Below are 25,586 nucleotides of genomic sequence, written 5' to 3' on the forward strand. Positions count from 1 at the left end.
GCGGACGTTGCAGACTCTGCACAAGTAGGCCACGTTGCCGGGTTGATACGGCTGCGTAGTATCGACACGGTCCAGGTGGAGCCGGCGAAAGTCGAAGGGCACGAATCCACAGCAGCCACATCGGCCAGTCTGAATCGACTCCAGATACTCGGGCGTCAGACCCATTACTGGGCCTCGGCTGCGGGCGTCGATAATGTCCCGTTCGGCCCAGTGCTTTTGTTGGTGGCGGGCGTTGTGCGCAGATACGCGCTCGGGGTTCCTGGCCTTCCAGCGGGCAACAGACGCCTGATGCCTCTCGGGGTTGGCTGTTCGATAGCGGCTGTTGCATGCCTTGCAATACGACTGCAACCCATCGGGCTTCGATGCGTCGCGGAAGAACGCGCTACGTGGTTTTGTTTCGCCGCACTTCGGGCAACGCTTGGTATCTGTCATTACTCACTGCCTCCGGCAATGCTGCGAGCGATGGCTTGTGCCCGGAGATGGTCGGCGGCGTCACGGGCTTTCTTGCGCTCGCGTTGATCCTTGCGTAGCGCTGCGCCTGCCTGCGGGTTCGCCGCGTATCGCTTGCGCTTCTCGGTCGTCACGCATTCAATGCAGCGAGCCGCGTAGCGCGAGCGGAGCTTGGGACTAACGCTCTTGTCCTCATAGAAAGCCGAGATTGGCAGGAGTCGCCTGCAACAGCGGCATACGCGTTGCGTCGGTGGAGTGAAATAGGCTGGCAGGTATCTCATGTCGTTTCGTCTAAAAAGCAGAGGGTCGCAAATGCTCGCGCTTGCAAAAAATGCGCTGAAAAAGAAAAACCCCGCTCGGTGGCGGGGCTCGGTTGGCCGGTTAGGGCCTACTACCTTGTGTCGGTTTAATTGTCGTTACAGCAAAAAGCCGGTAGGGCCTCTACCATGTGCGGAGTTAATCCGCGAACCCGTAGGCATGCGCCAGGTCCGGGTCTAGCGGCGTGAGCATCTCGACCACCAGAGTCTTATGAAGGATTTCCTCGGAGGCCTGGTGACGCGTGTGGCTCTCGATGCCTGCCGCTGCCAGGATGGCCTCCTGTTGAACCACAACGGCTGCTGCTGCGGCACGGAGGTCCCGACGACTCGCTCGGACGCCCTCAGCGCTCAGCAGCCGCGCTGCGGTGTCCGCTGCTCGATTGAGAACGGGCACGATATGCGCCGGGATAGCTCGTAGTGCGGCCTGGCGCTTGCCCCTCAATGCCGCTGCTGCGCGGCCTGCTGCATCAATCAGCTTCGCCTCCACGTCGGCGGGAATGCGGTAGGCGTGGATAGTTTGTTGCGCATTCTTTTTCTGCATGGTCTCTGCACCTTGTTGATAGGGGCGTTACCGCCGCTCGGCGGTCGCCTCGCTCATGGCTGAATCCAGGGCGGCGTACTGCATCTCCAGGGCGTCCAGTTCCTTAGCGAGCCGCAGCATCTGGTCTTCCATCGACGCAGCCCAATGCAGCGCGAGTTCTCCAGACGGCATACTGGCAACACCCCCGCGAGCAAAAGTAAGGGAGAGACCCGGCGCTGCCCGTTCGCTTTCCGATTTCGCGAGCCACGAATGATCGCCGCTCAACCCGGCGTGAGAGAACGCAATACGGGCACGAATCAGCTGTGTATGGGGGCCGATCATTTAGCAGCCTCCTCTGGGTTGGCGGTGCTTGCGGAATTCAATGCGCGGGAAATGGTGGCAAGTCCTACGCTAAAGTGTTCCGCGAGAGATCGCACGGAGCCGCCGTGTTCCGCGTGATACGCCCTGACTTCTGCGTAATCAACGGCGTGCTTCCGCCCCTTGTACTTGCCTTCAGCTTTGGCTACGGCTATCCCTCGCGCCTGCATTTCGCGCCGGTTCAGATAGTCCGCAGCGCCCTGCGCCGCCATGAACGCCAATAGCGCATCGCGAATCCCGAGCCGCAATGGGTCGGTCTCTTGCCCGTCGAACACCATACCGTTGAGCGTGCATTCAACCCGAACGCCCTTCTTCATAAGGCGCTGCATGGTCTCGTGGAGTTCGTCGTAGCGCCGCGAGATGCGGTCGAGCCAGCGAACCACCAGGACTCCGCCTTTGCGAAGGTCGCGCTCTACGTGCTGCCACTGTTCACGTTCGGAGGGTGGCACGTGATACCCGCTCACCCCCTCATCTATGAACACATCATCAGCGGCTATGCCCTGGGCGGCTGCGTCGGCGTATTGGCTCGCAGCCGTTTGCCCGTCGAGCGTGGATACACGTCCGTAGTAGATACGTCTCATGTGCTACGTAACCTCGTTCCGTTGAAGTGGTGTTTCGAATTATCCACTGTTCCGAAAATCTGTCAACTTCAACGGAACGGAAGCGCATGGCCGTTGCGCGTTCGCTACAGGTATACCCAATCGGAACACGACCGAGGCAGTAGGTGCCACGGGGTAACGAGCCTGGACGCGCATCAAAGCGCCAGCCGCGCGAACAGACTCCATCTGGTTCTTTAATCGACACGCCGTGTTGAAAGGAAAACCACGTGGAACAAACCATCAGTTGCATAGTTTGCCGCCTCATCCGCACGTAGGTTGGCTGCGACGACTACGGTGCCCCGTCACGCTCAACGGCTCGAAAGCTCATGTTCGAGGCTGGCCTCGTGCGGGAGAAATGCGCTGCTCCGCCCTGGGCGGCTCGCCGGGCCCATGGGGGGAATTTGGCGTGCGTGGACGGGGACACCTTGTCACGCATTTTCGGGAGAAAAACGAGGCTGCTACAGTTGTCAAGGGTGTCGGCCATTGGCCGGGGATCAAAGCGACAGCGGCCGAGCAACGCCAATTGTGGCGTGACGTGGTAGGCGAGGCGCTCCTGGTGGAGTGCAGGATGCACAAGTCCGACAGCTGTTCGGGCAGTGGTGTAAGGCGCAGGGGTTCGGCATGGAGCGCCGAGACCGCTCTGCCGCTCCATCCTATACCAAAGCCAAGCAAGGACGACATGCGATTGGCCGGGACGGACTGATAGCCACGGCCGTTACCGACCCATTGCGGCCCGTCGATGAGTTTCTCCGAATATCTTGGCCTCACCCAAAACGGTCCTTACCGTCCCGACTACGCCCCCCGCGGGGGCCTTGACACTCTTGTTTAAGAATTAGCTCTATTCCGTCGAACGGTGGCGCCAGCGAATATCGGATGGATCCGCACCGAGTGGAAAAGCTTTGCGGATGGAAGCCAAGCTTGGCATACTCAGCAAAACGAACTGAGACGCCCTTGCGCGCGACGCAGCACCTTCCCGCCGCCACCGAAGCCGACTCCTTTTCGTTTTTCAGATCATGGTGGTTTGTTCGTTACACACTTTCCGATATTCTGTACACTGAAAGCCTTCGTTTGCAGAGTCACGCCATGCGCCAAGCGAAGTGATAAAACGACACAAAAACTCGAACTGAAATGATAGAGACCAATCACGGCTTTCACTTTCGGCTTCGCCGCGGCGCATCAATCGGCGAGCTTGACGCCGAGTCAGACGGCGATTTTTTGTCGTCCTGTTTCGTGGATACGGGAGACTTCGAGACGCTGAAAGACTGCCGATCTCCACACCGCATAATTGTCGGGCGGACGGGATCAGGGAAGACCGCACTGATCAATCATTTGATCGAAAATATAACTAACGTCATCGTAGTATCTCCAGAAAACCTTTCCCTTAATTATCTTTCAAATTCCGATATTCTTGTTACCCTAGAAAAAGCTGGGGTTAAGCTGGATATTTTCTACGGATTGCTTTGGAAGCATGTATTTGCCGTTGAGCTACTAAAGCGACGTTGCCATCTCACTAACGAAGAGAAGACGCGTAGCTGGATCGCGGGGTTTATTCCCACACTGAAGCGAAAAGATCAAGCCAAGGAGCGCGCTTTTAACTACTTGTCTACATGGGGTGATACCTTTTGGCAAGAGACCGAATATCGGGTGAAGGAAGTTACCGAAAAGCTTGAGGGAGAAATCACGTCGAAGCTTGGGGCGGAAATCGGCGCATTGAAGGCGGATGTAAGCGGCAGCCTCAAAAGGATGGACGAGCGTAAGACGGAGGTTGTTAACAAGGCGCAGACCGTTATAAATTCGATTCAAATTAAAGCGCTTGCCGACGTGATTGCGTTAATGAACGAAGAAATATTTACGGACCCTCAGCAAAAATATTACCTTGTTATTGATCGCCTTGATGAAAACTGGGTTGATGACGATCTCCGATACAGGTTAATTCGCGCTTTGATTGAATCTGTGAAGACCTTTCGAAGTGTTGTGAATGTAAAAATAATTGTAGCTTTGCGTCAAGACCTCGTTCAAACAGTGTTTGAAAGGACCCGCGATGCAGGGTTCCAAGAGGAAAAGTACGCTGCGCTTTTTTTGCAACTTCGGTGGGAAAAAAAACTTTTGATAAAAATGCTCAATGAGCGTATTATACGGCTGGTGCGGGAGCAATATACTTTATCACCAATTGAGTTAGTAGATTTATTTCCAAAAACGATTGGAAAAGAAGCGTTCGTTGATTATCTGCTAGAGCGAACTCACTACCGCCCGAGAGACGCGATCTCATTTATAAACGAATGCTTAAAGCGCTCAGAAGGCAAGGGGCAGGTTACAGTTCAAACAGTTCGAAATGCGGAAATAGAATATTCGACGACACGAATGAATGCACTAAGTTTCGAATGGACTTCTCATTTTCCGGATTTCTTGGAATATTTGCCACTGATAGAGCAAATGCCATCTAAATTTAGACTATCTCAAATCCACAAAGATCGCATCAATGAGTTTGTTATTGCCAATTGTTTCGACGGTGAGCACGCCGTCGACCCGGTAATTCGCGCCGGATTTGCGTTTATAAATAATGATAACACTCATGCGTTCCGCGTTGAACTTATAAAGGCACTTTACTCAATAGGTGTTGTGGGTCTAAAGCTGGCGTCTTTTAATAGTCAGATTTGGGCATATATGGATATCAACGCGCCTGGTGACGGGCAAATTCGGGCCAACTCGGAAGTATTTATTCATCCCATGGCATGGGCGAGACTTGGCGTGAAGCCGAACTAGATAGAAGATGGGTGGGGCATCACAGCGGTGAAACTTAGGCCCGCTCAAGCGGAAATCACCGTCGGGCGTAGGTCAGTCCGCCGAATCGTCGGTCGTCGCTTTGCAAAATGGTAGCTCGTCGCTCGTCAACAGACGTTCGCCAGCCCACCGCAAATGTCCGCTCATGGCCGGACTGAGTCAGACGACTTGACGCTGTCCGTTTGGTCTAACCTCGCCTTATACACGTCTCTTTATCGCGATGCTCACTTTGCCGATAAGCCGCGCAGCCTCGTCTAGTGCCGCAGCGCGGCGTCGAGCATCCCGCGCGGATTCTCGTAGCAACGCCGCAGCCTTTTGAAGCGCGGCGACATCAGCATCTGTTACTCGGTCGCCATTAGCACGTCCGGATACTACAGCCGCTCGTTTGTTCGCCCATCGCCTTATGACCGTTGGACTCGCCATGTCGTCCGGTAGCTCCCCGAGCGTCTCCATGTTTGCTGCTAACCATATGGCGTCCTGCCGCGTCGTGAATACGATTTCGTCAAACCCGTGGGCCGTTACCCACGCAGAAAAGGACTGATTCGATACGCACTTACGCTTTCCAGTCGCCAGCGCCTCACCGACCTGGACCCACCAGCGCCTGTGCGCGTCCTGCGACCGCTCGCGCCTTTCCCTGGCCTTGTCGCCCGCTCCCCGCGATAGGGCGCGGCGTCGCGGAGCATCTTCCTTTAGGCACTCCCATGCCTCCTGCCCACGAGCGACAACGGGGTTATCCGATCTCTTTGGTTTCATCAGGATTGAACGGTCGAGCCGTTACAGCGCTGCGTACCATGCCCGTGCGAGCAATGCCCCGGCGACACACAGAGCAGCGACCGCGAGCGGCACCCACCACGGCATTCGGGCGAGTCGCCGCGTTTCCGCGAGCTGTAGTTCCGCTTCCCCCAATAGTTGCATGGTAAAAGCATCGGACCTCGCGGCGAATTCCTCAGCTTGGCGCGAACGCATATGATTCCTCGGGCGTAATCATGTTGGTTGCGAATTCTAACGCCCTCCCGCTTCGCCCGCCGCAAGTGTCTTGATCTCGTCAGCAGACATGCTGACATCCCGTGCGTCCCGGGCTTATGCTTGTGGGCACAACGTCACACGGGGATTACTACGATGGATATGCAGCAATTGACGGCAGCGGCGGCATCGTTGAAAACGGCAATGGATTTCGGTAGGGCCGCACTGGAACTGAAGAATTACAACGATATGGCTGCGAAGGTTTCCGACCTGAATAGCAAGATTCTCGACGCACAACAGTCACTGTTCGCGCACAACGTACAGCTATCGGAATTGCAAGAGGAACACCGGACAGCATTACGCGACCTCGAAGCAGCGAAGACCGCCCTAGCCGAGCGCGGCCGCTATTTACTGCACGCAGTAGCCCCGGGCCGCTTCGCGTACCGAGCAGGGGCAACGGCAACCGAGCCGGAGCACTATATCTGCCAGCCGTGCTTCGACGGCCCAGATCGGCGCAAAGCTGTTTTACAGGACCACCCTCCCACTCAGCGGACGGCCGGTTATTTGTCGTGTCCGGTATGTACCGTGAATGTTCGATACGCCAACTCTACCGGTCAAGGTCAACGGTCTGTGGCTGGAGGACGGAATAGCTGGATGGCGCGGTGATCCTGGGCCAGTCGATGCGGTCGAGGGGCTACCTGGGTACAACAAAAAGCCCGCCGAGTACAACTTAGCGGGCCTCTTGGGTACAATTGGGTACATCAGATTGGGTACAGGCTAGGACAATTACTCCTGCCCCTGACTCGTCAGGAATTCCTCGTAGTTCCCACCAAAGTCGAACAGCGTGCCATCCGTCCGCACTTCGATGATCCGGTTCGCCAGCCCGCTCACGAATTCGCGGTCGTGCGACACGAAGATCAGCGTGCCTTCGAACTGCTCGAGCGCGATCTGCAGCGACTCGATCGATTCCATGTCCATGTGGTTGGTCGGCTCGTCCATCAGCAGCACGTTGTGGCGGCCGAGCATCAGCTTGCCCCAGATCATGCGGCCCTTCTCGCCGCCCGACAGCACCTTCACCGACTTCTTGATGTCGTCCGACGAGAACAGCAGGCGGCCCAGCGTGCCGCGCACCATCGTTTCGTCGTCGCCGTCCTTGCGGTACTGGTCGATCCAGTCCATCAGCGTGATGTCGTTCGGGAACTCCTCGTACGTGTCCTGCGGCATGTAGCCGACATTCGCGTTCTCGGACCACTTCACCGTACCGTGATCGAGCTCGAGCGCGCCGAGCAGCGAACGCAGCAGCGTCGTCTTGCCCGCGCCGTTCTCGCCGATGATCGCGATCCGCTCGCCCGGCTGCACCGACAGGTTGAAGTTCTGGAAGATCGTGCGCTCGTACTTCTTCGTGATGTCTTCGGCGACCACCGCGACGTTGTGCAGCTTCTTCTCGAACTCGAAGCGGATGAACGGGTTCTGGCGCGACGACGGCTTGAATTCCTCGATCTTGATCTTGTCGATCTGCTTCGCGCGGCTCGTCGCCTGGCGGGCCTTCGACTTGTTCGCCGAGAAGCGGCGCACGAAGTCCTGCAGTTCGGCCACGCGCTCCTTCGCACGCGCGTTCGCCGCAGCCTGGCGCTCGCGCGCCTGTGCCGATGCGAGCATGTAGTCGTCGTAGTTGCCCGGCCAGACCTTCAGCGTGCCGTAGTCCATGTCGGCCATGTGCGTGCACACCGAGTTCAGGAAGTGACGATCGTGCGAGATGATGATCATCGTCGAGTTGTACTCGTTGAGCGTGTGCTCGAGCCAACGGATCGAGTTGATGTCGAGGTTGTTGGTCGGCTCGTCGAGCAGCAGCACGTCGGGCTTCGAGAACAGCGCCTGCGCGAGCAGCACGCGCAGCTTCCAGCCCGGCGCGACGTCGCTCATCGTGCCGTTGTGGAACTTCTCCTCGATGCCGATGCCGAGCAGCAGCGCGCCCGCGCGCGCCTCGGCGTCGTAGCCGCCATATTCGGCGAACTTGCCCTCGAGCTCGGCCGCGTGCATGTAGTCGTCGTCGGTGGCTTCCGGGTTCGCGTAGATCGCGTCACGCTCGGTCATCGCGGCCCACATTTCGGTGTGGCCCATCATCACGACGTCGAGCACGCGCACGTCTTCGTACGCGAACTGGTCCTGGCGCAGCTTGCCGAGACGCACGTTCGGTTCCAGCGCGACATTGCCGGCGCTCGGCTCGAGGTCGCTGCCGAGGATCTTCATGAAGGTCGACTTGCCACAGCCGTTCGCGCCGATCAGACCATAGCGGTTGCCCTCGCCGAATTTGACCGAGATATTCTCGAACAAGGGCTTCGGCCCGAATTGCATCGTGATGTTGGCAGTAGAAAGCACGGCAGGTCCCGTAAGAGAGAAATCGACGGAAAACCGTGTATTTTAGCAGGTGTCGGAGAAACTGCCGACCGCACTGTTCCGGCCCCGCCAGCCGGGCCGCCACGTGCGGCGCCGGCGCCCGCGTCCGCATCAGGCCAATGTCACTTGCCGGCCTTCGCCGCCTCCTTCTGCGCTGCCTTCTCCTTCATCTGCCCGAACAGCTGCGAGCACGGCACGTCCTTGTTGTTGCTCGGCGCGATCAACGGAATCAGCGCCGCGAACGGGTTGATCAGGCCGAGCCCGATCATCGCGCCGGCACGCAGCGCGAGCGCACCCGCATCGACGCCGACGTCCGGGTTCTTGAACGTGCCCTTCGCGTACAGCGGCGAGCGCAGCGAGAAGATCCGGAAACCCTTCGTGTGCGGATGGATCTTCAGGTCGAGCGTTTCGTCGCGCAGGCTGATCGGGCCGTCGACGTTGATCAGCGCGTCGTCGGTATCGAGCGCGAACACCTTCGGGTCGAGGATCCCGTTGGTCGCGACGAAGTCGATCGCCGCGCAATTGATGTTCACGTCGCGATTGCCGAACAGCTTCTCGTAGACGACGTTCGCGACGTTCAGCCCCGCTGCTTCCATCAGCAGGCGGCTGATGCGGCCGTCGGTGATGAGCGCCTTCACTTCGCCGGTCGACGTCGCAGCCAGCGCGGCCGGCGAGTTGCCGGTCGCCGACAGCGACGCGTCACCGTTGATCTCGCCGAGCGCCGACTGCATCACCTTCTGCGCCGGGAACAGTTGCTTGAGCTTCAGGTGCCGCGCGGCCACCGTGAAGCGGCCCTTCAGCGGCGCGCCGCTGCCGTCGAGATGCGCGGTCGTCGCGAGCGTGCCGCCCGCGACGCCGAACTGCAGCGGTTCGAGCGACAGCACGCCGTCCTGCATCACGATGTGCGTGTACAGGTTGGTGATCGGCAGGTTCGCGCTCTTGATCAGCTTGCGGCCGGTGAACTTCACGTCCGCGTCGAGCGCGCGCCAGCGGTCGGTACGGAACGTCTCGACCGGCAGCACGCGGCCCGGCGGCTGGCGTGTCGTGTCGCCGCGCTTGGCCTTGCTCGCGGCCGTGTCCGCGCCGATCACCGGCGCGAGATCGGAGAACTGAAGCAGGTTCGACACGAGTTCGCCCGACAGCTTCGGCCTCGGCTCGCGCTGCTCGTACAGCAGCGTGCCGCCGAGATCGCTGCCGCCGACGCGGCCGTTGAAGTTCTCGTAGCGGAACGTGCTCGCGCGCCGCTTGAAGTTGCCGATCAGCCGCCCTTCGGTCGCATAAGGCGGCGTGTCGGGCAACGTGATGCCGGTGAGCTGATAGAGGTGCGACATCGACGTACCCTGCAGCCACAGGCGCAGGTCGAGCGCCGCGAGATTCCGCGGGTCGGTCAGCGTGCCGACGATCGCGAGCCGCGTGTCGCCGGCCTTCACGTCGGCCTGCAGCGGGAACGGCCGCGACGTGTCCTCGACCGCGAGCACGCCGCCGAGCTTGCCGGTTCCGCTGATCGGCACGTTCTTGTAGCGGCCGTCGACCTTCAGCCCGAACGCATAGGTCGGGCCGGACGGCTTCGCGGGTGCCGCGGTGCCGCTTGCACCGGATGCGGCGGACGCACCTGACGCACCTGACGCGCTGGATGCACTTGATGCGGCCGCCGACGACGACGCAGGCGCAACCGCAGACGCTGTTGCAACCGCCATGGACGACGACGCCCCCGCAGCCTGCGCCGCCGACGCGCTCGACGCGGCTTCCGCGTTCGCCTTCGCGCTCAGTTGCGCGGCGCCGTGCTTGCCGACACGCTGCGCGGACGCCGCGCGCGACGTCTGCTCCTGTTCCTTCAGCACGTCGCCGAGCGGAATCGGCTGCCCGAGCGTATCGATCGCGACGCTCAGGTCGGCCTTCGTGATCGCGTCGCGATACGTGACGGTGCCCTTCGCGAAACCGAAGCTGTCGAGCCGTACCTTCCATGGCGACGGCTGCGCCGATTGCTTGAACTGGAAGGTCCACGTGTTGCGGCCGTCGGCGAGCCGCTCGAGGTCGACGGCGGGATTCACGACGTCGATCGACGGAATGACGATTTCATGCGCGAGCAACGGCAGGATCGCGAGATCGAAGTGCGCGGCATCGAGCGTGACGAATTTGGGCGCCTTCGCCCAGTCTGGGTTGCCGATCTCGAGCTGCGTGGCCGAAAAGCTCGGCCAGGGCACCCAGGCGCGCCAGCCGGTCTCGCCGTCGGGGCGACGCCAGCCGACCTTCAGGTCGCCGTTGATCGCGAACGGGCGGCCGAGTGCGGCACTCACCTGTTCGTTGACCCACGGTTTCGCGCGGTTCCAGTCGAATGTGAAGAGAAAGACGCCGGCCGCCGCGATGAACACCGCGACGATACCGACGATCCATGCAGCCGATTTGCCGATGGCTCGGGTTAGCGTCATGGCGGTTCCGTTGTTGTTCTGAAATGTTGCCGCTCATGCCGGGCCGCTTGCGTGGACGAACGGCACACGACACCCGCGGCTTTTCAATCGGTATTATGACGCACGGCACGGCGACCTTTTGGCGCCATTAACGCTTTTTTTCATTTGTGACATGACAGCCCCCACCGACCTCATCGAGGCGCAGCGCATCACGCGACGCGACGCCAGCAGCGGCAAGACCCTGCTCGCCCCGACCGATTTCAGTCTCGCGGCGGGATCGCGCATTGCTATCACGGGACCGTCCGGGTCGGGCAAGAGCGTGCTGCTGCGCGCGCTCGCGCTGCTCGATCCGCTCGACGGCGGCCACATCCTGTGGCGCGGCCGCCGGATCCGGCGCAGCGCGATCCCGCGCTACCGGCGCAGCGTCGCATATGTGCGCCAGCGCCCCGCGCAGATGGACGGCACCGTCGAATCGCAACTGCGCTATCCGTATTCGCTTGCGATCTATCGCGACGTCGCGTTCGATCGCGCGCGCGCCGAAGCGCTCGCCGCACGTGCCGGCCGCGGCCCCGACTTTCTCGACAAGCGCGCGAGCGAACTGTCGGGCGGCGAAGCGCAGATCGCCGCGCTGCTGCGCGTACTGCAGCTCGACCCCGACGTGCTGCTGCTCGACGAGCCGACCTCCGCGCTCGATCCCGAATCGGCGCGCGCGATCGAAGCGCTCGTCGGTGCGTGGTTCGACGCGGCGCCCGACGCTCGCGCGTACATGTGGATCTCGCACGATCCGGCCCAGGCCGCACGGATCGGCACGACGCGGCTCGTGATGCAGGCCGGCGTGCTGCACGCCGCAAACCAGATGGAGGCTGCGCGATGAGCCCGGCACTGCAGGACCTGAGCCTCGTCGACGTCGGCATCGCCGCCGCGCTCGTCGCAATCAACGGCGCGATCTCGGCGGCGCTGTCGCTCGGCCTCGGCCGCAAGCTCGCGCTCGCGGCCGTGCGCACCGTCGTGCAGTTGCTCGCGATCGGCTATGTGCTCGGCTGGGTGTTCGGCCATCCGCACTGGTATGTCGTGCTGCCGCTCACCGCGCTGATGACGCTGATCGCCGGTTTCGCCGGCGCGGGACGCGGCAAGCGCACGTACCGCGGCCAGCGCATCGACAGCATCGCGTCGATCTGGTTCAGCAGCTGGTTCGTCGCGGCGGTCGGCCTGTTCGTCGTGATCCGCATCCATCCGTGGTACGCGCCGCAATACGCGATTCCGATCCTCGGGATGATTCTCGGCAATACGCTGACGGGCGTGTCGCTCGGCGTCGAGCGGATGATGGAAGAGCTCACCGCACGCCGCGACCGCGTCGAGACCGCGCTCGCGCTGGGCGCGACGCGCTGGGAAGCCGCGCAGGACGCAGCGCGCCAGGCCGTGCGCGCGGGCATGCTGCCGACGCTGAACCAGATGGCCGTCGTCGGCGTCGTGAGCCTGCCGGGGATGATGACGGGTCAGGTGCTGGCCGGCCAGTCGCCGCTGCAGGCCGTGCGCTACCAGATCGTGATCATGTTCCTGATCGCCGCGGCGTCCGCGCTCGGCACCGTCGGCGCGGTGCTGATGACCTATCGCCGGCTGTTCTCGGCCGATCACCGCTTTCTCGCAGCGCGGCTCGAAGAACGTGCGCACTGACACGCGGCGGCGCCGCGCGATGCGTTCGCGCGCTGCGCGATCAGCGCGTCAGCGCGCGGCGCTTGCCGATCGCCTGCCGCAACGCGGCCGCGATGTCCGCGTCGGGCGCGAGCCCGTCGACCGACGCGACGAGCCGCACCGCACGCGGTGTCGTCACATAGGCCTGCGCACCGACATAACCGCCGCTGCCGGCCGAGCGCGTCGTCACGACGAGCGCCTGCGGCGCGCGTGCGCCGAGGTCGGCCGTGAACGCATCGGTGACCGTGCCGTCGCGCGCATGCAGCGCCCCCGTCACGTAGTCGTCCGTATCGAAGCCGGGTGCGGCATGCGCGGTCGAATACACGCGCACCGCATAGCTGCCGGTCGAGCACGGTTCGAGTGCGCCGCTCGACACGACCGCCACCTGCTGCCGCGACGGCAGCTCGATCTTCTTCACGAAACTGCAATCGTCGGCCGCCTGCGCGTGCACGGAGACGAACGCAGCGGCCGACAGCAGCATGCACATTCGGAATTTCATCGGGATATCGTTACAGGAAGGTGATGATGTGGCGGAGCATAACGCGACATCCGCATGACGTCACGCAGGTTGGCACGCTGAGCGGACGCGCGGCAAACAGTTGCCATGCCGTTGCCGCGGCAACATAGCGCGAAGCAGGTCGCGGGAAAGCATCGTGACGGCGACACGAAACGCTCACGTGCCGCCCTGCCCGTCCCGCCAGTCGAATCCGTTGCGCGCGCACCGGACGAAACGCCGGCCCGCGCGCTGCTCACCGCTTGATCGACACCGTCACCTTCGTGCCGTCGCTCATCGTCACGGACTTCGAACCGCCGTTGGTCGGAATCGACACCCACTTCACCTGGCTCACCGACACGACGTCCGGGCACTGCAGCGACTTGCCGCCGGCCGTCACGTTGCGCGTGCCCTTCGGCGCGGCCGCCTGGAAGCTCATCTGCACGTTCGCGATCCCCTTCGCATCGACCGACGGCGCGAGCCGCACCTGGGTCTGGCGCACCATCGCGCCGTTCGCGTCGCGCGGCAGGTTGTCCGCGTTCGGGCAGCCGTCCGGCAACGCGACCGCGCCGCTCGGCGGCACCGACTTCCAGTTGAAGTCGTCCGTTTCGCCCGAGCGGATCTTGCGGGTCTCCTGCGTATTGCCGAAGGTCTTCGAGTCGACCTTGACGGTGTATTCGAGCTGTCCCGTACCGCCGCCCTTCAGGCTGCCCTTGACCGGCGGCGCCGCGAATACGCTCGCGCTGACGCACGCCGCCGCGAACACGGCCGACCACGATGCGGCGACTGACAAGCTGCGTTGGCTCATGCTGACCTCCTTGTAATGCGGCGGCACGCGCGTGCCGCGCGGTTTTCGATGCATGATGCGTTGCCAGTCTACCGCCAAGCGGCATGCAATGCGCCGCAAACGCATCGGGTGTTACCCCGCTTGCGTTCGCGGCGTTGCAACCTTACGCGCGATGCCGGCTCTCGAGAAAACGCCGGGCCACCGCAGGCTTTCCGCCCCGAAGGAAGTACCGCCGGCGAATGCCTCCTCGAAGAGCCTCGCACGAAACGGCGGGGTTGCAGACGCTCAGAAGCCGCTCAGCACGAGCTTGCCGATCGTGCGCCCGGCTTCGAGCAACTGGTGCGCGCGCCGCACATTCGCCGCATTGATCGAGCCGAGCTGTTCGCCGAGCGTCGTGCGCAGCGCGCCGCCGTCGACGAGCCGCGCGACTTCGCCGAGGATCCGGTGCTGCTCGATCATGTCCGGCGTCTCGAACATCGCGCGCGTGAACATGAACTCCCAGTGGAACGCGGCGCTCTTCGCCTTCAGCAGTTCGACCGGCACCGGCTTCTCGTTCTCGACGATCGTGCAAATGCCGCCCTGCGGCCGGATTACTTCCGCTGCGGCGGGGAAATGGCGATCCGTGTCGTTGAAGATCAGCACGTAGTCGACGTTCGGATGCCCGGCCTCGCGCAACTGCGCAGGCAGGTCGCCGAAATGGTCGACCACCGCATCCGCGCCGAGCGAGCGCACCCATTCGGCCGACGCCGGCCGCGACGCGGTCGCGATCACGTGCAGCTTGCCGAGCGCCTTCGCGAGCTGGATCGCGATCGAGCCCACGCCGCCCGCGCCGCCGATGATCAGCACCGACTTGCCGGCGTCCGCGCCCTGCGGCGACACGCGCAGCCGGTCGAACAGCGCTTCCCACGCGGTCAGCGCGGTGAGCGGCAGTGCCGCGGCCGCGGCAAAGTCGAGCGTGCGCGGCTTCAGCGCGGCGATCCGTTCGTCGACCGCATGGAATTCGCTGTTCGCGCCGGGTCGCGTGATGCTGCCCGCGTAGAACACTTCGTCGCCGGGCCGGAACAGCGTGACGTCCGCGCCGACCGCGACGACCGTACCGGCGGCATCCCAGCCGAGCACGCGCGGCGTCTCCTCGACCTGCGGCTTCGGCGCGCGCACCTTGGTGTCCACCGGGTTCACGGAAACGGCCTCGACCTTCACGAGCAGGTCGCGCGGGCCCGGCACGGGCTGCGGCAGCTCCACGTCGAGCAAGGCCTGCGGGTCGTCGATCGGCAGATAGCGGGTCAGTCCAACGGCTTTCATCACGAAACTCCTTTCAGGGAAACGGGCGGGCCGCGGCGCAGCCCCATGAACGTCATCGTAGGCAACCCGATCATTCGAGAAAACCGCTATATTTCCTGAAACATTTTCAGGAATTTCAGAATAATGGCGTCCGATCCGATTCCGGCACCCGACAAGCCGCTCGACCTGCTCGACGTCGCGCTGTTCGTGCGCGCGGCGCTGCTCGCGAACGTCACCGCGGCCGGGCGCGAATTCGGCGTGTCCGCCGCAGTCGCGAGCGCGCGCATCGCGCAGCTCGAGCGCCAGCTCGGCGCGCGGCTGCTGCACCGCACCACGCGCCGCATCAGCCTCACGCAGGACGGCGAGGTCTTCATGGCGCGCGCCGACGCGCTGCTGTCGGCCGCCGACGCCGCGCGCGCGTCGGTCGGCCGCGGCCGCAGCGAGCCGTACGGGCGGCTGAAGGTATCGATGTCGTCGTCGTTCGGCCGCCAGCATGTCGCGCCGGTGATTCCCGCGTTCCTGCGCCGCTATCCGTCGGTGTCGCTCGACCTGCGGCTGTCCGACGAGATCGTCGATCTCGTCGACGACGGCTACGACGTCGCGATCCGCCTCGGCGCGCTGAAGGATTCGACGCTCGTCGCGCGCAAGCTCGCGGTGAACCGCCGCGTGCTGTGCTGCTCGCCCGCGTATCTCGCCGAACGCGGCACGCCGCGCCATCCGGCCGACCTCGCGCAGCACGAGTGCGTGATCCTCGGCAACCAGCGCGACTGGTCGTTCGCGACGCCGCAAGGCCCGCTGACCGTGCGGGTCGCCGGCCGGCTCGTCGCGAGCAACGGCGAGGCGATCCGCGAAGCGCTCGTCGACGGCTTCGGGATCGCGATCAAGTCGACCTGGGACGTCGGCCCGCTGCTCGCGAGCGGCGCGCTCGTCACGGTGCTCGACGACTATCCGTTCGCCGACGACGTCGCGATCTGGGCCGTCTATCCGAGCCGCGCACACGTGCCGCTGAAGACGCTCGCGTTCATCTCCTTTCTGGCCGGGCATTTCGGCGATCCGCCGTACTGGGACCGTGCGGACGAGCGATAGTTGGCGGCGTTCGGCCCGCGCGGCGGGCGTGCCGTTGCGAGTCCGGCCTCCGGATTCGTACCTGCCGCGATCGCCCAGCCCGGCCAACCGGCTACAATGGCGCGTTCGCGACGCCATGGCCCGCAGCCGAACGGGGCCCGCGTCCGCAGGCGGCCGTCCGTTGGCCGCGCATGCATTTCATTCGCCTCGCAACCATCCCGCCATGACCCACAACCTCGTCATCCAGAGTCTTGCGCCGCTGTCGGACGCCCATCACAAACCGCTGCTCGCGCTGTCGCGCGGCGCCCGCATCGTGCAGACCGACGATCACGCGCTGCGCATCGAAAACGCGAACCCGGCGCAGCGCCTCGACATCGACGCGTACTGCGGCACGCACGCGCTCGACTTCGCGTTCGTCGAGGCTGGCCGCACGCTCGGCGATTTCGGGCTCGTCGTGATGGACATGGATTCGACGCTGATCACGATCGAGTGCATCGACGAAATCGCCGATTTCTGCGGGCTCAAGACGCAGGTCGCCGAGATCACCGAAGCGTCGATGCGCGGCGAAATCCGCGACTTCAACGAAAGCCTCACGCGCCGCGTCGCGCTGCTGGCCGGGCTCGATGCGCAGGCGCTCGAGCGCGTGTACGAGGAACGGCTGCAACTGTCGCCGGGCGCCGAGACGATGCTTGCCGGTGTGAAGGCCGCCGGCATGAAGACCCTGCTCGTGTCGGGCGGCTTCACGTTCTTCACCGAGCGGCTGAAGGCACGCCTCGGCCTCGACTACGCGCATGCGAACACGCTCGAGATCGTCGACGGCAAGCTGACCGGCAAGGTGCTCGGCGAGATCGTCAACGCCGACGTGAAGGCACGCCTGCTGCGCGACACGTGCGCGTCGCTCGGCCTCGAGCCGAGCCGCGCGATCGCGATGGGCGACGGGTCGAACGACCTGAAGATGATGGCCGAAGCCGGGCTGTCGGTCGCGTTTCACGCGAAGCCCGTCGTGCGCGACGCGGCGACGGTCGCGTTCGATCACGTCGGCCTCGACGGGCTGCTGCGGCTGTTCTGATCCCGCACGACCTCGAATGAAAAACGCCGGCGCGATGTTGCATCGCGCCGGCGTTTCGTTTTTTCCGCGGGGCGTTATCGGCCTGCGATCAGCCGAGTGCGGCCTGCATCGCGCGCTCGATATCCGCGCGCAGGTCGGCTTCGTCCTCGAGGCCGACATAGAAACGCACCAGCGTGCCGCGATGCGGCCAGTCCGGACGCATCGACGCGACGTCGTAAGGCATCGCGAGGCTGCACGCGCCGCCCCAGCTCCAGCCGATCGCGAACAGTTCGAGCGACTCGACGAAGCGGTCGATCTGCTCCGCGCTGTAGCGCTCGTCGAACACCACCGAGAACAGCCCGCCCGCACCCGTGAAGTCGCGCATGAACGACGCATGCCCGGGGCAGTCGGCGATCTGCGGGTGCAGCACCGAAGCAATCTCCGGCCGCGCCTTCAGCCATTGCGCAAGCGCGAGCGCGCTCCTGCTGTGCGCGTCAAAGCGCACCTGCATGCTCGGCAGGCTGCGCAGCACGAGCGAACAATCGTCGACCGACACACCGATCCCGCAGCGCATCCGCGCGAGCTTCAGCTTCGCGTGCAGTTCCGCGTCCGCGGTGATCGTCGCGCCCATCAGCACATCGCTGCCGCCCGACTGATACTTGGTCAGCGCCTGCACCGAGATGTCGACGCCGTGCTCGAACGGCTTGAATGCGAGCCCGGCCGAATAGGTGTTGTCGATCGCGGTGACGATGCCGCGCGCCTTCGCGGCCGCCGCGATCGCCTGCACGTCGGGCACTTCCATCGTCACCGAGCCTGGCGCCTCGATCCAGATCAGCCGCGTGTTCGGCTGGATCAGCTCGGCGATGCCCGCGCCGACGAGCGGATCGTAGAAGCGCACGGCGATGCCGAAATCCTTCGCGAGCCAGTTGCCGAAATCGGCGTTCGGCCCGTACACGTTGTGCGGAATCAGCACGTCGTCGCCGGCTTTCACGATGCCGAAGTAGACGTTCATGATCGCCGCGAGGCCCGACGGCTGCAGCAGCGCGTGCGTGCCGCCCTCGATCTCGGCGAGCCGCTGCGCAAGTGCGAGCGACGTCGGCGTCGCATGCAGCCCGTAGCGCCACTGGTTGTCGTTGTGCCAGACGAGCGCACGCATCGTCGCGAGATCGGGGAACACGACCGTCGACGCACGCGCGACCGGCGGCACGAACGAACGGAAGCCTTCCGGAATGAGGTCATCGGGTTGAACGATGCGGGTTTGCAGCGCGCGCTTGGGAGTGGATGCAGTCATGACAGGGAGCCGGGCACAAGGCCGTTCGGTTGCGGAATATGTCGCTAGGTTAGCCAAAATCGGCGCATTTGGCCCGGTACAATGCGCGCCGCGCACGCCGAGCCAGCGCGGGCTCAGTCGTCGGTGCGCAGATTGACGACCGAGCCCACCGTCTCGATTTCCTGCACGCGGCCGGCGCGCACCTGCAGCGCCGCGCGCTTGCCCGGCGCCAGGCGCAGCACGACGGGCTGCGGGTCCGACTCGTCCGAGTTCATCCGGTCGGCCTTCAGGTCGCCCGTCGCGTCGAAGCGGCCGATCCATACGCCGGAGATGTTCGTGCCGTCGTTCGATTCCTCGATCTCGAGCGTATCGCCATCGCGATCGCCCGCGAGCAGGACCACCTCGCCCGTATCGGCGAACTGGTATTCGCCGTGCACGCCTTCCTCGTCCGTCTTCGGGCCGAGATGCACGACGATCGGCCGGTCGCCGAGCGTGCCTTCGTAGCGCGGCAGCCGGACGAATTCGGGATTCGGCCGCAGCGGCCGCGCGGGTGCCGCCTCATCCTGTTGCGCGCCCGGCGCGACGGCCTGCGCCGCGACCGCGCCCGGCAGCGCGATGCCCGCCGCCAGCGCGCATGCGACGACAAGCGCCCGTTGCCATTCCGAATATCGACCCACCTTGCGTTGCTCCTTGCTTCAGATTCGCTCGAAAATCGCGGCGATGCCCTGCCCGCCGCCGATGCACATCGTCACGAGCGCGTATCGGCCACCGATGCGCTGCAACTCGTACAGCGCCTTGACAGTGATCAGCGCACCCGTCGCGCCGATCGGGTGGCCGAGCGAAATGCCGGACCCGTTCGGATTCACCTTTGCCGGGTCGAGACCCAGCTCCTTCGTCACCGCGCATGCCTGCGCGGCGAATGCCTCGTTCGCCTCGATCACGTCGAGATCGGCAACCGTCAGCCCCGCGCGCTCGAGCACCTTTTGCGTGGCCGGCACGGGACCGATCCCCATGTAGGCCGGATCGACGCCCGCATGCGCATACGCGACGAGGCGCGCGAGCGGCTTTGCACCGCGCTTCTCGGCAACGCTGCGCTCCATCAGCAGCACCGCGGCCGCCGCATCGTTGATGCCCGACGCGTTGCCGGCCGTCACCGTGCCGTTCTCCTTCACGAACACGGGCCGCAGCGTCGAGAAGTCGTCCAGGCTCGCGTCGTGGCGCACGTGCTCGTCGCGATCGAACACGACCGGCGTGCCCTTCTTCGAGCCGATCAGCTCGACCGGCAGGATCTGGTCCTTGAAGTAGCCGGCCTTCGCCGCATGCGACGCGCGACGGTGCGATTCGAGCGCGAGCGCGTCCTGCGCGTCGCGTGAAATGCCGTACTTCGCGGCGACGTTCTCGGCCGTCACGCCCATGTGGATCGTCTGGAACGGATCGTTCAGCGCGCCGACCATCATGTCGACCGCGCGCATGTCGCCCATGCGCTGCCCGAAGCGCGCGGCCGGAATCGCATACGGCGCGCGGCTCATGTTCTCCGCGCCGCCCGCGATCGCGATGTCCGCATCGCCAAGCAGCACGCCCTGCGCCGCCGACACGATTGCCTGCAACCCCGAACCGCACAGCCGGTTGACCGTGAGCGCCGGCGCATGCTGCGCGACGCCGCCGTTGATTGCGACAACGCGTGCGAGATACATGTCTTTCGGCTCCGTGTGCACGACGTTGCCGAACACCACGTGGCCGACCTCGTCGCCCGACACCTGCGCACGCTGCATCACTTCGCGCACGACTTGTGCGCCGAGTTCGGTCGGCGCGATGTCCTTCAGGCTGCCGCCGAAATCGCCGATCGCGGTACGCACGCCGCTCACCACCACCACTTCACGTTGCATGTTGCCTCCTCATCCTTCTGTTCGAATGAATCGATCGTGCGGGGCCGTGGCCGGCGTGCGCGTGCCCCGTCAGCCTTGCATCAGGCGCTCCACCGCATCGCGGTGCGGAATCGGCGCGACCGCACCGTAGCCCGTCGTCGACAGCGCCGCCGCCGCGTTCGCATAGCGCGCCGCCGCGAACGGATCGTCGCCCGCGACGATCCGCGCGACGAAGGCGCCGCCGAAGCAGTCGCCCGCGCCCGTCGCGTCGACGGCCTCGACCGCGAAGCCCGGCACGACGCGCCGCTCGTTCGGCGTCGCGACATACGCGCCGTCCTTGCCGAGCTTCAACGCGACGACCTGCGGCCCGTGTTCGAGCATCGCATCGACGATCGCGTCGCGATCGTTCGCGCCCGTGAGCGCGGTGACGTCGTCCCAGCTCGGCAGGCAGATGTCCGTCTGGCGAAGCGCCTCGCGCATCACCGCGCGGGCGCGCGGCAGCGGCCACAGCTTCAGGCGCAGGTTCGTGTCGAAGCTGACCTTCGCGCCGTTGCGGCGCGCATGGTCGATCGCCGCGAACGCGGCGTCGCACGCTGCGGTGCCGATCGCGAGGCTGATGCCCGACAGGTGCACGGCCTTCGCCGCAGCCAGCGCGTCGAGCGGCAGATCGCCCGTCGCATAGCGGCTCGCCGCGGAGCCCGCGCGCAGATAGTCGAACTGGTGGCCGTCGGCGCCGTGCGTGACGAAATACACGCCGGTCGGCGCCGTGCGATCGATCCGAACGTACGTCGTGTCGACGTGCTCGGCGCGCCACATGTCGGCCAGCAGGCGGCCGAACGGGTCGTCGCCGATCGCCGACACGAAGCCCGTCGACGCGCCCTGGCGCGCCGCCGCGATGCAGAAGTTCGACGTGTCGCCGCCGAAGCCCTGCAGGAATTCCGGACGGCCCGGCTGCGACTGGTTGAATTCGATCATCGCCTCGCCGAGCGCGAGGATCTCCGGAAATGCGGCGCTCATCGCTTACACCTCGCCCCACAGATCGTGGCCGTCGGCGCCCGTGATCTTCACGGACACGAAATCGCCGACCTTGTAGCGCTTCGACGCCTTCGTCGCCGGCTCGACATAAACGACGCCGTCGATCTCCGGCGCATCGGCTGCCGTGCGGCCGATCCCGCCTTCTTCGCCGACTTCGTCGATCAGCACCTTGAGGGTCTTGCCGACTTTGCGCTGGATGCGGTTCGCCGACACTTCCTCGGCGACTTCCATGAAGCGCGCGCGGCGTTCTTCACGGACATCGTCGGGCAGCGCGCCGTCGAGTTCGTTCGCGGTCGCACCTTCGACCGGCGAATACGCAAAACAGCCGACGCGATCGAGTTCCGCCTCGCGGATGAAGTCGAGCAGCGTTTCGAACTGCTCTTCCGTCTCGCCGGGGAAGCCCGCGATGAACGTGCTGCGGATCGTCAGGTCCGGGCAGATCTCGCGCCACTTCTGCACGCGCTCGAGCACCTTCTCGGCGTTCGCCGGACGCTTCATGCGCTTCAGCACTTCTGGGTGCGCGTGCTGGAACGGCACGTCGAGATACGGCAGCACGTGGCCCTTGAACGGGCCTTCGGCCATCAGCGGAATCACTTCGTCGACACTCAGATACGGATACACGTAGTGCAGGCGCACCCACGCGCCGTACTGCGCGGCGAGTTCGCCAAGCGCGGCGACCAGGTCGGTCATGCGCGTCTTGATCGGCTTGCCGTTCCAGAAGCCCGTGCGGTACTTCACGTCGACGCCGTAAGCGCTCGTGTCCTGCGAGATCACGAGCAGTTCCTTCACGCCCGACTTGAACAGGTTCTCGGCCTCGAGCATCACTTCGGCGACCGGACGCGACACGAGATCGCCGCGCATCGACGGGATGATGCAGAACGTGCAGCGATGGTTGCAGCCTTCGGAGATCTTCAGGTATGCGTAGTGGCGCGGCGTGAGCTTGATGCCGGCCGCGGGCACGAGGTCGACGAACGGGTCGTGCGGCTTCGGCAGGTGCGAATGCACGGCCTGCATCACTTCGCCCACGGCGTGCGGGCCGGTGACGGCGAGCACCTTCGGATGGACTTCCTCGATCAGGTTCGAGCCGCTGGCGCTCGACTTCGCGCCGAGGCAGCCGGTGACGATCACCTTGCCGTTCTCGGTCAGCGCTTCGCCGATCGCATCGAGGCTTTCCTGCACGGCTTCGTCGATGAAGCCGCAGGTGTTCACGACGACGAGGTCGGCGCCGTCGTAGGTGCCGGAGATTTCATAACCTTCGGCACGCAGCTGCGTGATGATTTGTTCGGAGTCGACGAGGGCTTTCGGGCACCCGAGGGATACGAACCCTACTTTGGGGGATTGGGACATCTGGAGTGTGGGGGCGTGGCAGCAAAAGCGTGAGTTTACAGCGATTTAGGGGCGGCGAGCCAAAACAAGCGGGGGAAAACGGCCATGGAGTGCTGGATCGGATAGGCCGCCCGTTCGGCGGTGGATCAGGGGATGGGGGTGATACGTCCCGTTCTCTTCGGGATGAGGGTCTGTCGGCCCGTCAACAGCGGCACATCAGACAAAGCGCGCTTGGCGTATTCCTGCTGCCGTCGAGGGCAACGAGGTGCCGGCCGAATCCGTCCTGCATTCGAGGGGCTGAATCGCCTAAGCCGTGCTGAGTCGCGGCAAGCTCGGGCGCAGTTCGCTCAGATCGTGAACGCCGGCATCTCGGTTGTGGCAGCCGACGACGGCCGCGAGTACAACCGCGAGCGGCTGAAGGCGCAAGCGATCGTATCTAGCTGCACGAAGGCCGCTTCGGCTGTACCGGCGACCTGTACTCGACGCCCCTATAGGAAGCGTTTCCGCGCTCCGTGGGACAGCATCAACACCGCGTGCGGCCACTGCCGAGAAACGAACCCGTGGGTCCGGGTCATCGAATTCGAACGGAAGAAAGAACCACAGCAATGAAGAAGCCGACCGAGATCGCCCGCACGGACGACCTGGAGTTCGGCGCGCCGACCATCAGCACGATCAGCGCGGGTCAGCTTTCCGGGGTTGAGCATCACGACGTCGGCGAGCCGGCGACGCACGCGGTGATCGTTATATAAGGCCGCATGATCGACTCAGGCCCGAACGTCACACGCGCAGTTAGGGATGAAACGATCAGGTCCTATCGAAACTTCCTGATCGGCAGCGGGCATCTTCGCGTGTTATCGAAGCCGGCCTCTGCATGAGAACAACGGCGCTTCGGCGCCGTTTTCGTTATGCCTTTCGCTTAGCGTGTCGAAGTGATCGAGCGTCAGCAATTCCATCGAATCGCGCTACGTCCAGATGGCGTAGGCGCGTAATCGAGTGTAATGGATCTGCCGCATGAGAGAGACTACGTTTATTGCGCGTGAGCTTTGAAATACCACGCTGCTGGACCAAACATCACTGACTTAAAGACGTCGGCGATCAAAAAGCCATTAACAATCGAGAGAGGCACATCATGAATGACGAAAATCGGCTTGTTGACGAAGAAAGCGACCAAGACACTTCCTCAGACACCGCCCAGGCACTAAATTATCCTTCACTGGCGGCCTTCAATGGGAAGCTATACTTGGCATACAAAGGCGCCGACAGCAACAGGAACATTTATCTCACATCTTTCGATGGAAAAGAGTGGGAGAAACCGACGGCAGTCAAAAATGGGGCGTTCTGGACGACCCAGGCAGTTGCACTAGCGGCATTCAGCGGGAAGCTGTATATGGCACACAAAGGCGGCCTCAACAACAACGGCGTTTATTGCGCGTCGTTCGATGGGACGAACTGGGATCCCAAGGAACATACCGTGCCGCAAGACAGTACTCGCCAACCCGTCGCCATGGTGTCCTATGATGGAAGGTTATACATGGCACACAAGGGCCCCAACGACACACGCATTTACTTCCATAGTTTCGATGGGGTGAACTGGAAATCGGGAGGCTATGTCGGCGTCCAAGGTGCCGAAACCACCCAGCCGGTTGCACTGGCGACGTTCAATGACAGGATGTACCTAGCATTCAAGGGTGTCGACGATAACAGCATTTACTACACCTCGTACAATCTCACCGGAAATAGCTGGGATCAACCGAAAAAAATCAACGATCGGGACTGGACCAGTCAGGCGGTTGCATTATCGGCATTCAATGGGAAGTTATATATGGCGCACAAAGGTGGCGGCCCCGACAATCAAATTTACTACAACTCGTACGATGGAACAAGTTGGGGGGTAGACAGAGGAGTTTCAGGTTCAATAACCCCTGAACCGGTCACATTAGCAGTATTCAATAAGAATCTGTATTTGGCATATAAAGATGCCAAAAATTCCAGCATTCATTACAAGTCATTCGACGGATCCTCTTGGGGAACGGAACAAACAGTCCCCAATGCGTCAACGACTGAGTAATTGCGCTAACCACCGCATGCATGGTGATTAGAAAAATCTTCTCTTATCTGCCTGCCTCCTTGCGAGTTCGCACAGGTAGTCAGGCACGCATACGGCCGATAGCTGCAGCTTGGCTATCGGCCGCCGCGACCAGCGCAGGCAATTGCCGGCCATCTGCCCGCCCACGCGGCCGCGAGCAAGTCTCTACGCATTCAAACCGCCACACAGGACCAGGGTTATATTTGCAAACTTTCGGGCACCCGAGGGATACGAACCCTACTTTGGGGGGATTGGGACATCTGGAATGTGGGGGCGTGGCAGCAAAAGCGTGAGTTTACAGCGATTTAGGGGCGGCGGTTGGCGGCTGTATCGACCGTCAGATCGGATTTGCGGCTCGACGGGAGCCGATCACTCGATCGCGCTTGATGCGGCCCTTTCACTTTGACATGACCGCACACTGCAAAAATGGCTTCATCGTTCCCGGTCAGCGCGATCTGCCGTGGCGAACGGTGAATCAACCTGACAGTCGGCCCGGTCCCCAGCCTAACCCCGGCTTTGCTTCTGGCAAACGGCCCCGGTCGGAACACGCGTCTCACCCGCGCGAAACTGGACGAGTTGAAGCATGACCTCCACGTGAACCTGCTACATCACGGCGCCAACGACGGCGTCGTCGAAAGCCTGCTCACACTTAGCAAACATGTGCTGGGTGCTGCTGCCCCTATGCCACACCAGAATCCTTTCATGCAGAAACATCTGGAGATTCTGGATGTACTGTAAGCGCTCGACACGTACCGTCTGTTCATGAGGGCGCGGCACCGGCAATCTGATTCCCATCAGATGTAATGGGAATCAGATTGATGAAGC

At 63.3% G+C, this 25,586-nt stretch carries 22 protein-coding genes; 9 read left to right on the forward strand and 13 right to left on the reverse strand.

Annotated features, from left to right (window positions below; all coding sequences use genetic code 11):
* Positions 1–906: 906 nt before the first annotated feature.
* From ACPUER_RS13550 to ACPUER_RS13560, 3 genes are read right to left on the reverse strand one after another with little or no spacing between them, the layout of a single operon-like run.
* Positions 907–1,308: a hypothetical protein gene (locus tag ACPUER_RS13550; RefSeq protein WP_425131358.1), complete on the reverse strand. Its 402-nt coding sequence runs from the start codon at positions 1,306–1,308 to the stop codon at positions 907–909.
* A 27-nt stretch (positions 1,309–1,335) separates the two neighbouring features.
* Entirely contained in the window at positions 1,336–1,629 is a 294-nt protein-coding gene (locus ACPUER_RS13555) for a hypothetical protein (protein ID WP_425131359.1), read from the reverse strand.
* Entirely contained in the window at positions 1,626–2,246 is a 621-nt protein-coding gene (locus ACPUER_RS13560) for a recombinase family protein (RefSeq protein WP_425131360.1), read from the reverse strand. The genes ACPUER_RS13555 and ACPUER_RS13560 overlap by 4 nt, the downstream gene beginning before the upstream one ends.
* Positions 2,247–3,392: 1,146 nt before the next feature.
* Here ACPUER_RS13560 and ACPUER_RS13565 point away from each other — a divergent pair.
* A complete protein-coding gene (locus ACPUER_RS13565; RefSeq protein ID WP_425131361.1) occupies positions 3,393–5,027 on the forward strand; it encodes a P-loop ATPase, Sll1717 family in 1,635 nt (544 codons plus the stop codon).
* A 1,137-nt stretch (positions 5,028–6,164) separates the two neighbouring features.
* Positions 6,165–6,674 (forward strand): hypothetical protein, encoded by a 510-nt coding sequence (locus ACPUER_RS13570; protein WP_425131362.1) that lies wholly within the window; start codon positions 6,165–6,167, stop codon positions 6,672–6,674.
* A gap of 120 nt (positions 6,675–6,794) precedes the next feature.
* Here ACPUER_RS13570 and ACPUER_RS13575 read toward each other — a convergent pair whose 3' ends face one another.
* Both ACPUER_RS13575 and ACPUER_RS13580 read right to left on the reverse strand, forming a co-directional pair.
* Entirely contained in the window at positions 6,795–8,387 is a 1,593-nt protein-coding gene (locus ACPUER_RS13575; protein WP_072441319.1) for an ABC-F family ATPase, read from the reverse strand.
* 140 nt (positions 8,388–8,527) lie between these two features.
* Positions 8,528–10,834, reverse strand: coding sequence for an AsmA family protein (locus ACPUER_RS13580; protein WP_425131363.1), 2,307 nt, complete (start codon positions 10,832–10,834; stop codon positions 8,528–8,530).
* 151 nt (positions 10,835–10,985) lie between these two features.
* Between ACPUER_RS13580 and ACPUER_RS13585 the strand changes: the two genes are divergently transcribed.
* Entirely contained in the window at positions 10,986–11,687 is a 702-nt protein-coding gene (locus ACPUER_RS13585; protein ID WP_425131364.1) for an ABC transporter ATP-binding protein, read from the forward strand.
* Complete coding sequence (locus ACPUER_RS13590; protein ID WP_034181315.1) at positions 11,684–12,487, forward strand: ABC transporter permease; 804 nt, start codon at positions 11,684–11,686, stop codon at positions 12,485–12,487. Before ACPUER_RS13585 ends, ACPUER_RS13590 begins: the two co-directional genes overlap by 4 nt.
* A gap of 40 nt (positions 12,488–12,527) precedes the next feature.
* Here the strand turns inward: ACPUER_RS13590 and ACPUER_RS13595 are convergent, their stop codons facing one another.
* The 3 genes from ACPUER_RS13595 to ACPUER_RS13605 all read right to left on the reverse strand — a co-directional run bounded on the left by ACPUER_RS13595 (position 12,528) and on the right by ACPUER_RS13605 (position 15,087).
* Positions 12,528–13,004, reverse strand: a complete 477-nt coding sequence (locus ACPUER_RS13595; protein ID WP_425131365.1) for a PliI family lysozyme inhibitor of I-type lysozyme — start codon at positions 13,002–13,004, stop codon at positions 12,528–12,530.
* A 250-nt stretch (positions 13,005–13,254) separates the two neighbouring features.
* A complete protein-coding gene (locus ACPUER_RS13600; RefSeq protein WP_175964453.1) occupies positions 13,255–13,806 on the reverse strand; it encodes a DUF6013 family protein in 552 nt (183 codons plus the stop codon).
* Between the two features lie 264 nt (positions 13,807–14,070).
* Positions 14,071–15,087, reverse strand: coding sequence for a zinc-binding alcohol dehydrogenase family protein (locus ACPUER_RS13605; RefSeq protein WP_425131366.1), 1,017 nt, complete (start codon positions 15,085–15,087; stop codon positions 14,071–14,073).
* A 123-nt stretch (positions 15,088–15,210) separates the two neighbouring features.
* Here ACPUER_RS13605 and ACPUER_RS13610 point away from each other — a divergent pair, with 123 nt between their 5' ends.
* Positions 15,211–16,152, forward strand: a complete 942-nt coding sequence (locus tag ACPUER_RS13610) for a LysR family transcriptional regulator (RefSeq protein ID WP_310143199.1) — start codon at positions 15,211–15,213, stop codon at positions 16,150–16,152.
* Between the two features lie 202 nt (positions 16,153–16,354).
* The gene (gene serB, locus ACPUER_RS13615; protein ID WP_310143202.1) at positions 16,355–17,200 is read left to right on the forward strand and encodes a phosphoserine phosphatase SerB; all 846 of its coding nucleotides are present in this window, start codon (positions 16,355–16,357) and stop codon (positions 17,198–17,200) included.
* An 88-nt stretch (positions 17,201–17,288) separates the two neighbouring features.
* Here the strand turns inward: serB and ACPUER_RS13620 are convergent, their stop codons facing one another.
* From ACPUER_RS13620 to rimO, 5 genes are all read right to left on the reverse strand, one after another.
* Complete coding sequence (locus tag ACPUER_RS13620) at positions 17,289–18,470, reverse strand: cystathionine beta-lyase (RefSeq protein ID WP_425131367.1); 1,182 nt, start codon at positions 18,468–18,470, stop codon at positions 17,289–17,291.
* 113 nt (positions 18,471–18,583) lie between these two features.
* Positions 18,584–19,126: a hypothetical protein gene (locus tag ACPUER_RS13625; protein WP_425131368.1), complete on the reverse strand. Its 543-nt coding sequence runs from the start codon at positions 19,124–19,126 to the stop codon at positions 18,584–18,586.
* An 18-nt stretch (positions 19,127–19,144) separates the two neighbouring features.
* Positions 19,145–20,335: a beta-ketothiolase BktB gene (gene bktB, locus ACPUER_RS13630; protein WP_425131369.1), complete on the reverse strand. Its 1,191-nt coding sequence runs from the start codon at positions 20,333–20,335 to the stop codon at positions 19,145–19,147.
* 69 nt (positions 20,336–20,404) lie between these two features.
* Positions 20,405–21,331 carry a sugar kinase gene (locus ACPUER_RS13635; RefSeq protein ID WP_425131370.1) on the reverse strand — a complete coding sequence of 309 codons (927 nt, stop codon included), beginning with the start codon at positions 21,329–21,331 and terminating at the stop codon, positions 20,405–20,407.
* 3 nt (positions 21,332–21,334) lie between these two features.
* Positions 21,335–22,696 (reverse strand): 30S ribosomal protein S12 methylthiotransferase RimO, encoded by a 1,362-nt coding sequence (gene rimO, locus ACPUER_RS13640; RefSeq protein ID WP_425131371.1) that lies wholly within the window; start codon positions 22,694–22,696, stop codon positions 21,335–21,337.
* A gap of 584 nt (positions 22,697–23,280) precedes the next feature.
* Between rimO and ACPUER_RS13645 the strand changes: the two genes are divergently transcribed.
* The 3 genes from ACPUER_RS13645 to ACPUER_RS13655 all read left to right on the forward strand — a co-directional run bounded on the left by ACPUER_RS13645 (position 23,281) and on the right by ACPUER_RS13655 (position 25,499).
* Positions 23,281–23,424 carry a hypothetical protein gene (locus ACPUER_RS13645; protein WP_425131372.1) on the forward strand — a complete coding sequence of 48 codons (144 nt, stop codon included), beginning with the start codon at positions 23,281–23,283 and terminating at the stop codon, positions 23,422–23,424.
* Positions 23,425–23,804: 380 nt separating this feature from the next.
* Positions 23,805–24,743 carry a sialidase family protein gene (locus tag ACPUER_RS13650; RefSeq protein ID WP_425131373.1) on the forward strand — a complete coding sequence of 313 codons (939 nt, stop codon included), beginning with the start codon at positions 23,805–23,807 and terminating at the stop codon, positions 24,741–24,743.
* Positions 24,744–25,355: 612 nt separating this feature from the next.
* The gene (locus tag ACPUER_RS13655; RefSeq protein ID WP_425131374.1) at positions 25,356–25,499 is read left to right on the forward strand and encodes a hypothetical protein; all 144 of its coding nucleotides are present in this window, start codon (positions 25,356–25,358) and stop codon (positions 25,497–25,499) included.
* Positions 25,500–25,586 lie beyond the last annotated feature (87 nt).

Origin of the sequence: Burkholderia sp. DN3021 (genome assembly GCF_049805555.1) — a bacterium.
Classification (GTDB): Bacteria; Pseudomonadota; Gammaproteobacteria; order Burkholderiales; family Burkholderiaceae; genus Burkholderia; species Burkholderia pyrrocinia_C.

Excerpts from the sequence above, each read along its gene's own strand:
- ACPUER_RS13550 (WP_425131358.1), bottom strand. The coding sequence starts at position 1,308 with ATGCAGAAAAAGAATGCGCAACAAACTATCCACGCCTACCGCATTCCC.
- ACPUER_RS13555 (WP_425131359.1), bottom strand. The coding sequence starts at position 1,629 with ATGATCGGCCCCCATACACAGCTGATTCGTGCCCGTATTGCGTTCTCT.
- ACPUER_RS13560 (WP_425131360.1), bottom strand. The coding sequence starts at position 2,246 with ATGAGACGTATCTACTACGGACGTGTATCCACGCTCGACGGGCAAACG.
- ACPUER_RS13565 (WP_425131361.1), top strand. The coding sequence starts at position 3,393 with ATGATAGAGACCAATCACGGCTTTCACTTTCGGCTTCGCCGCGGCGCA.
- ACPUER_RS13570 (WP_425131362.1), top strand. The coding sequence starts at position 6,165 with ATGGATATGCAGCAATTGACGGCAGCGGCGGCATCGTTGAAAACGGCA.
- ACPUER_RS13580 (WP_425131363.1), bottom strand. The coding sequence starts at position 10,834 with ATGACGCTAACCCGAGCCATCGGCAAATCGGCTGCATGGATCGTCGGT.
- ACPUER_RS13585 (WP_425131364.1), top strand. The coding sequence starts at position 10,986 with ATGACAGCCCCCACCGACCTCATCGAGGCGCAGCGCATCACGCGACGC.
- ACPUER_RS13590 (WP_034181315.1), top strand. The coding sequence starts at position 11,684 with ATGAGCCCGGCACTGCAGGACCTGAGCCTCGTCGACGTCGGCATCGCC.
- ACPUER_RS13595 (WP_425131365.1), bottom strand. The coding sequence starts at position 13,004 with ATGAAATTCCGAATGTGCATGCTGCTGTCGGCCGCTGCGTTCGTCTCC.
- ACPUER_RS13600 (WP_175964453.1), bottom strand. The coding sequence starts at position 13,806 with ATGAGCCAACGCAGCTTGTCAGTCGCCGCATCGTGGTCGGCCGTGTTC.
- ACPUER_RS13605 (WP_425131366.1), bottom strand. The coding sequence starts at position 15,087 with ATGAAAGCCGTTGGACTGACCCGCTATCTGCCGATCGACGACCCGCAG.
- ACPUER_RS13610 (WP_310143199.1), top strand. The coding sequence starts at position 15,211 with ATGGCGTCCGATCCGATTCCGGCACCCGACAAGCCGCTCGACCTGCTC.
- serB (WP_310143202.1), top strand. The coding sequence starts at position 16,355 with ATGACCCACAACCTCGTCATCCAGAGTCTTGCGCCGCTGTCGGACGCC.
- ACPUER_RS13620 (WP_425131367.1), bottom strand. The coding sequence starts at position 18,470 with ATGACTGCATCCACTCCCAAGCGCGCGCTGCAAACCCGCATCGTTCAA.
- bktB (WP_425131369.1), bottom strand. The coding sequence starts at position 20,335 with ATGCAACGTGAAGTGGTGGTGGTGAGCGGCGTGCGTACCGCGATCGGC.
- ACPUER_RS13635 (WP_425131370.1), bottom strand. The coding sequence starts at position 21,331 with ATGAGCGCCGCATTTCCGGAGATCCTCGCGCTCGGCGAGGCGATGATC.
- rimO (WP_425131371.1), bottom strand. The coding sequence starts at position 22,696 with ATGTCCCAATCCCCCAAAGTAGGGTTCGTATCCCTCGGGTGCCCGAAA.
- ACPUER_RS13645 (WP_425131372.1), top strand. The coding sequence starts at position 23,281 with ATGAAGAAGCCGACCGAGATCGCCCGCACGGACGACCTGGAGTTCGGC.
- ACPUER_RS13650 (WP_425131373.1), top strand. The coding sequence starts at position 23,805 with ATGAATGACGAAAATCGGCTTGTTGACGAAGAAAGCGACCAAGACACT.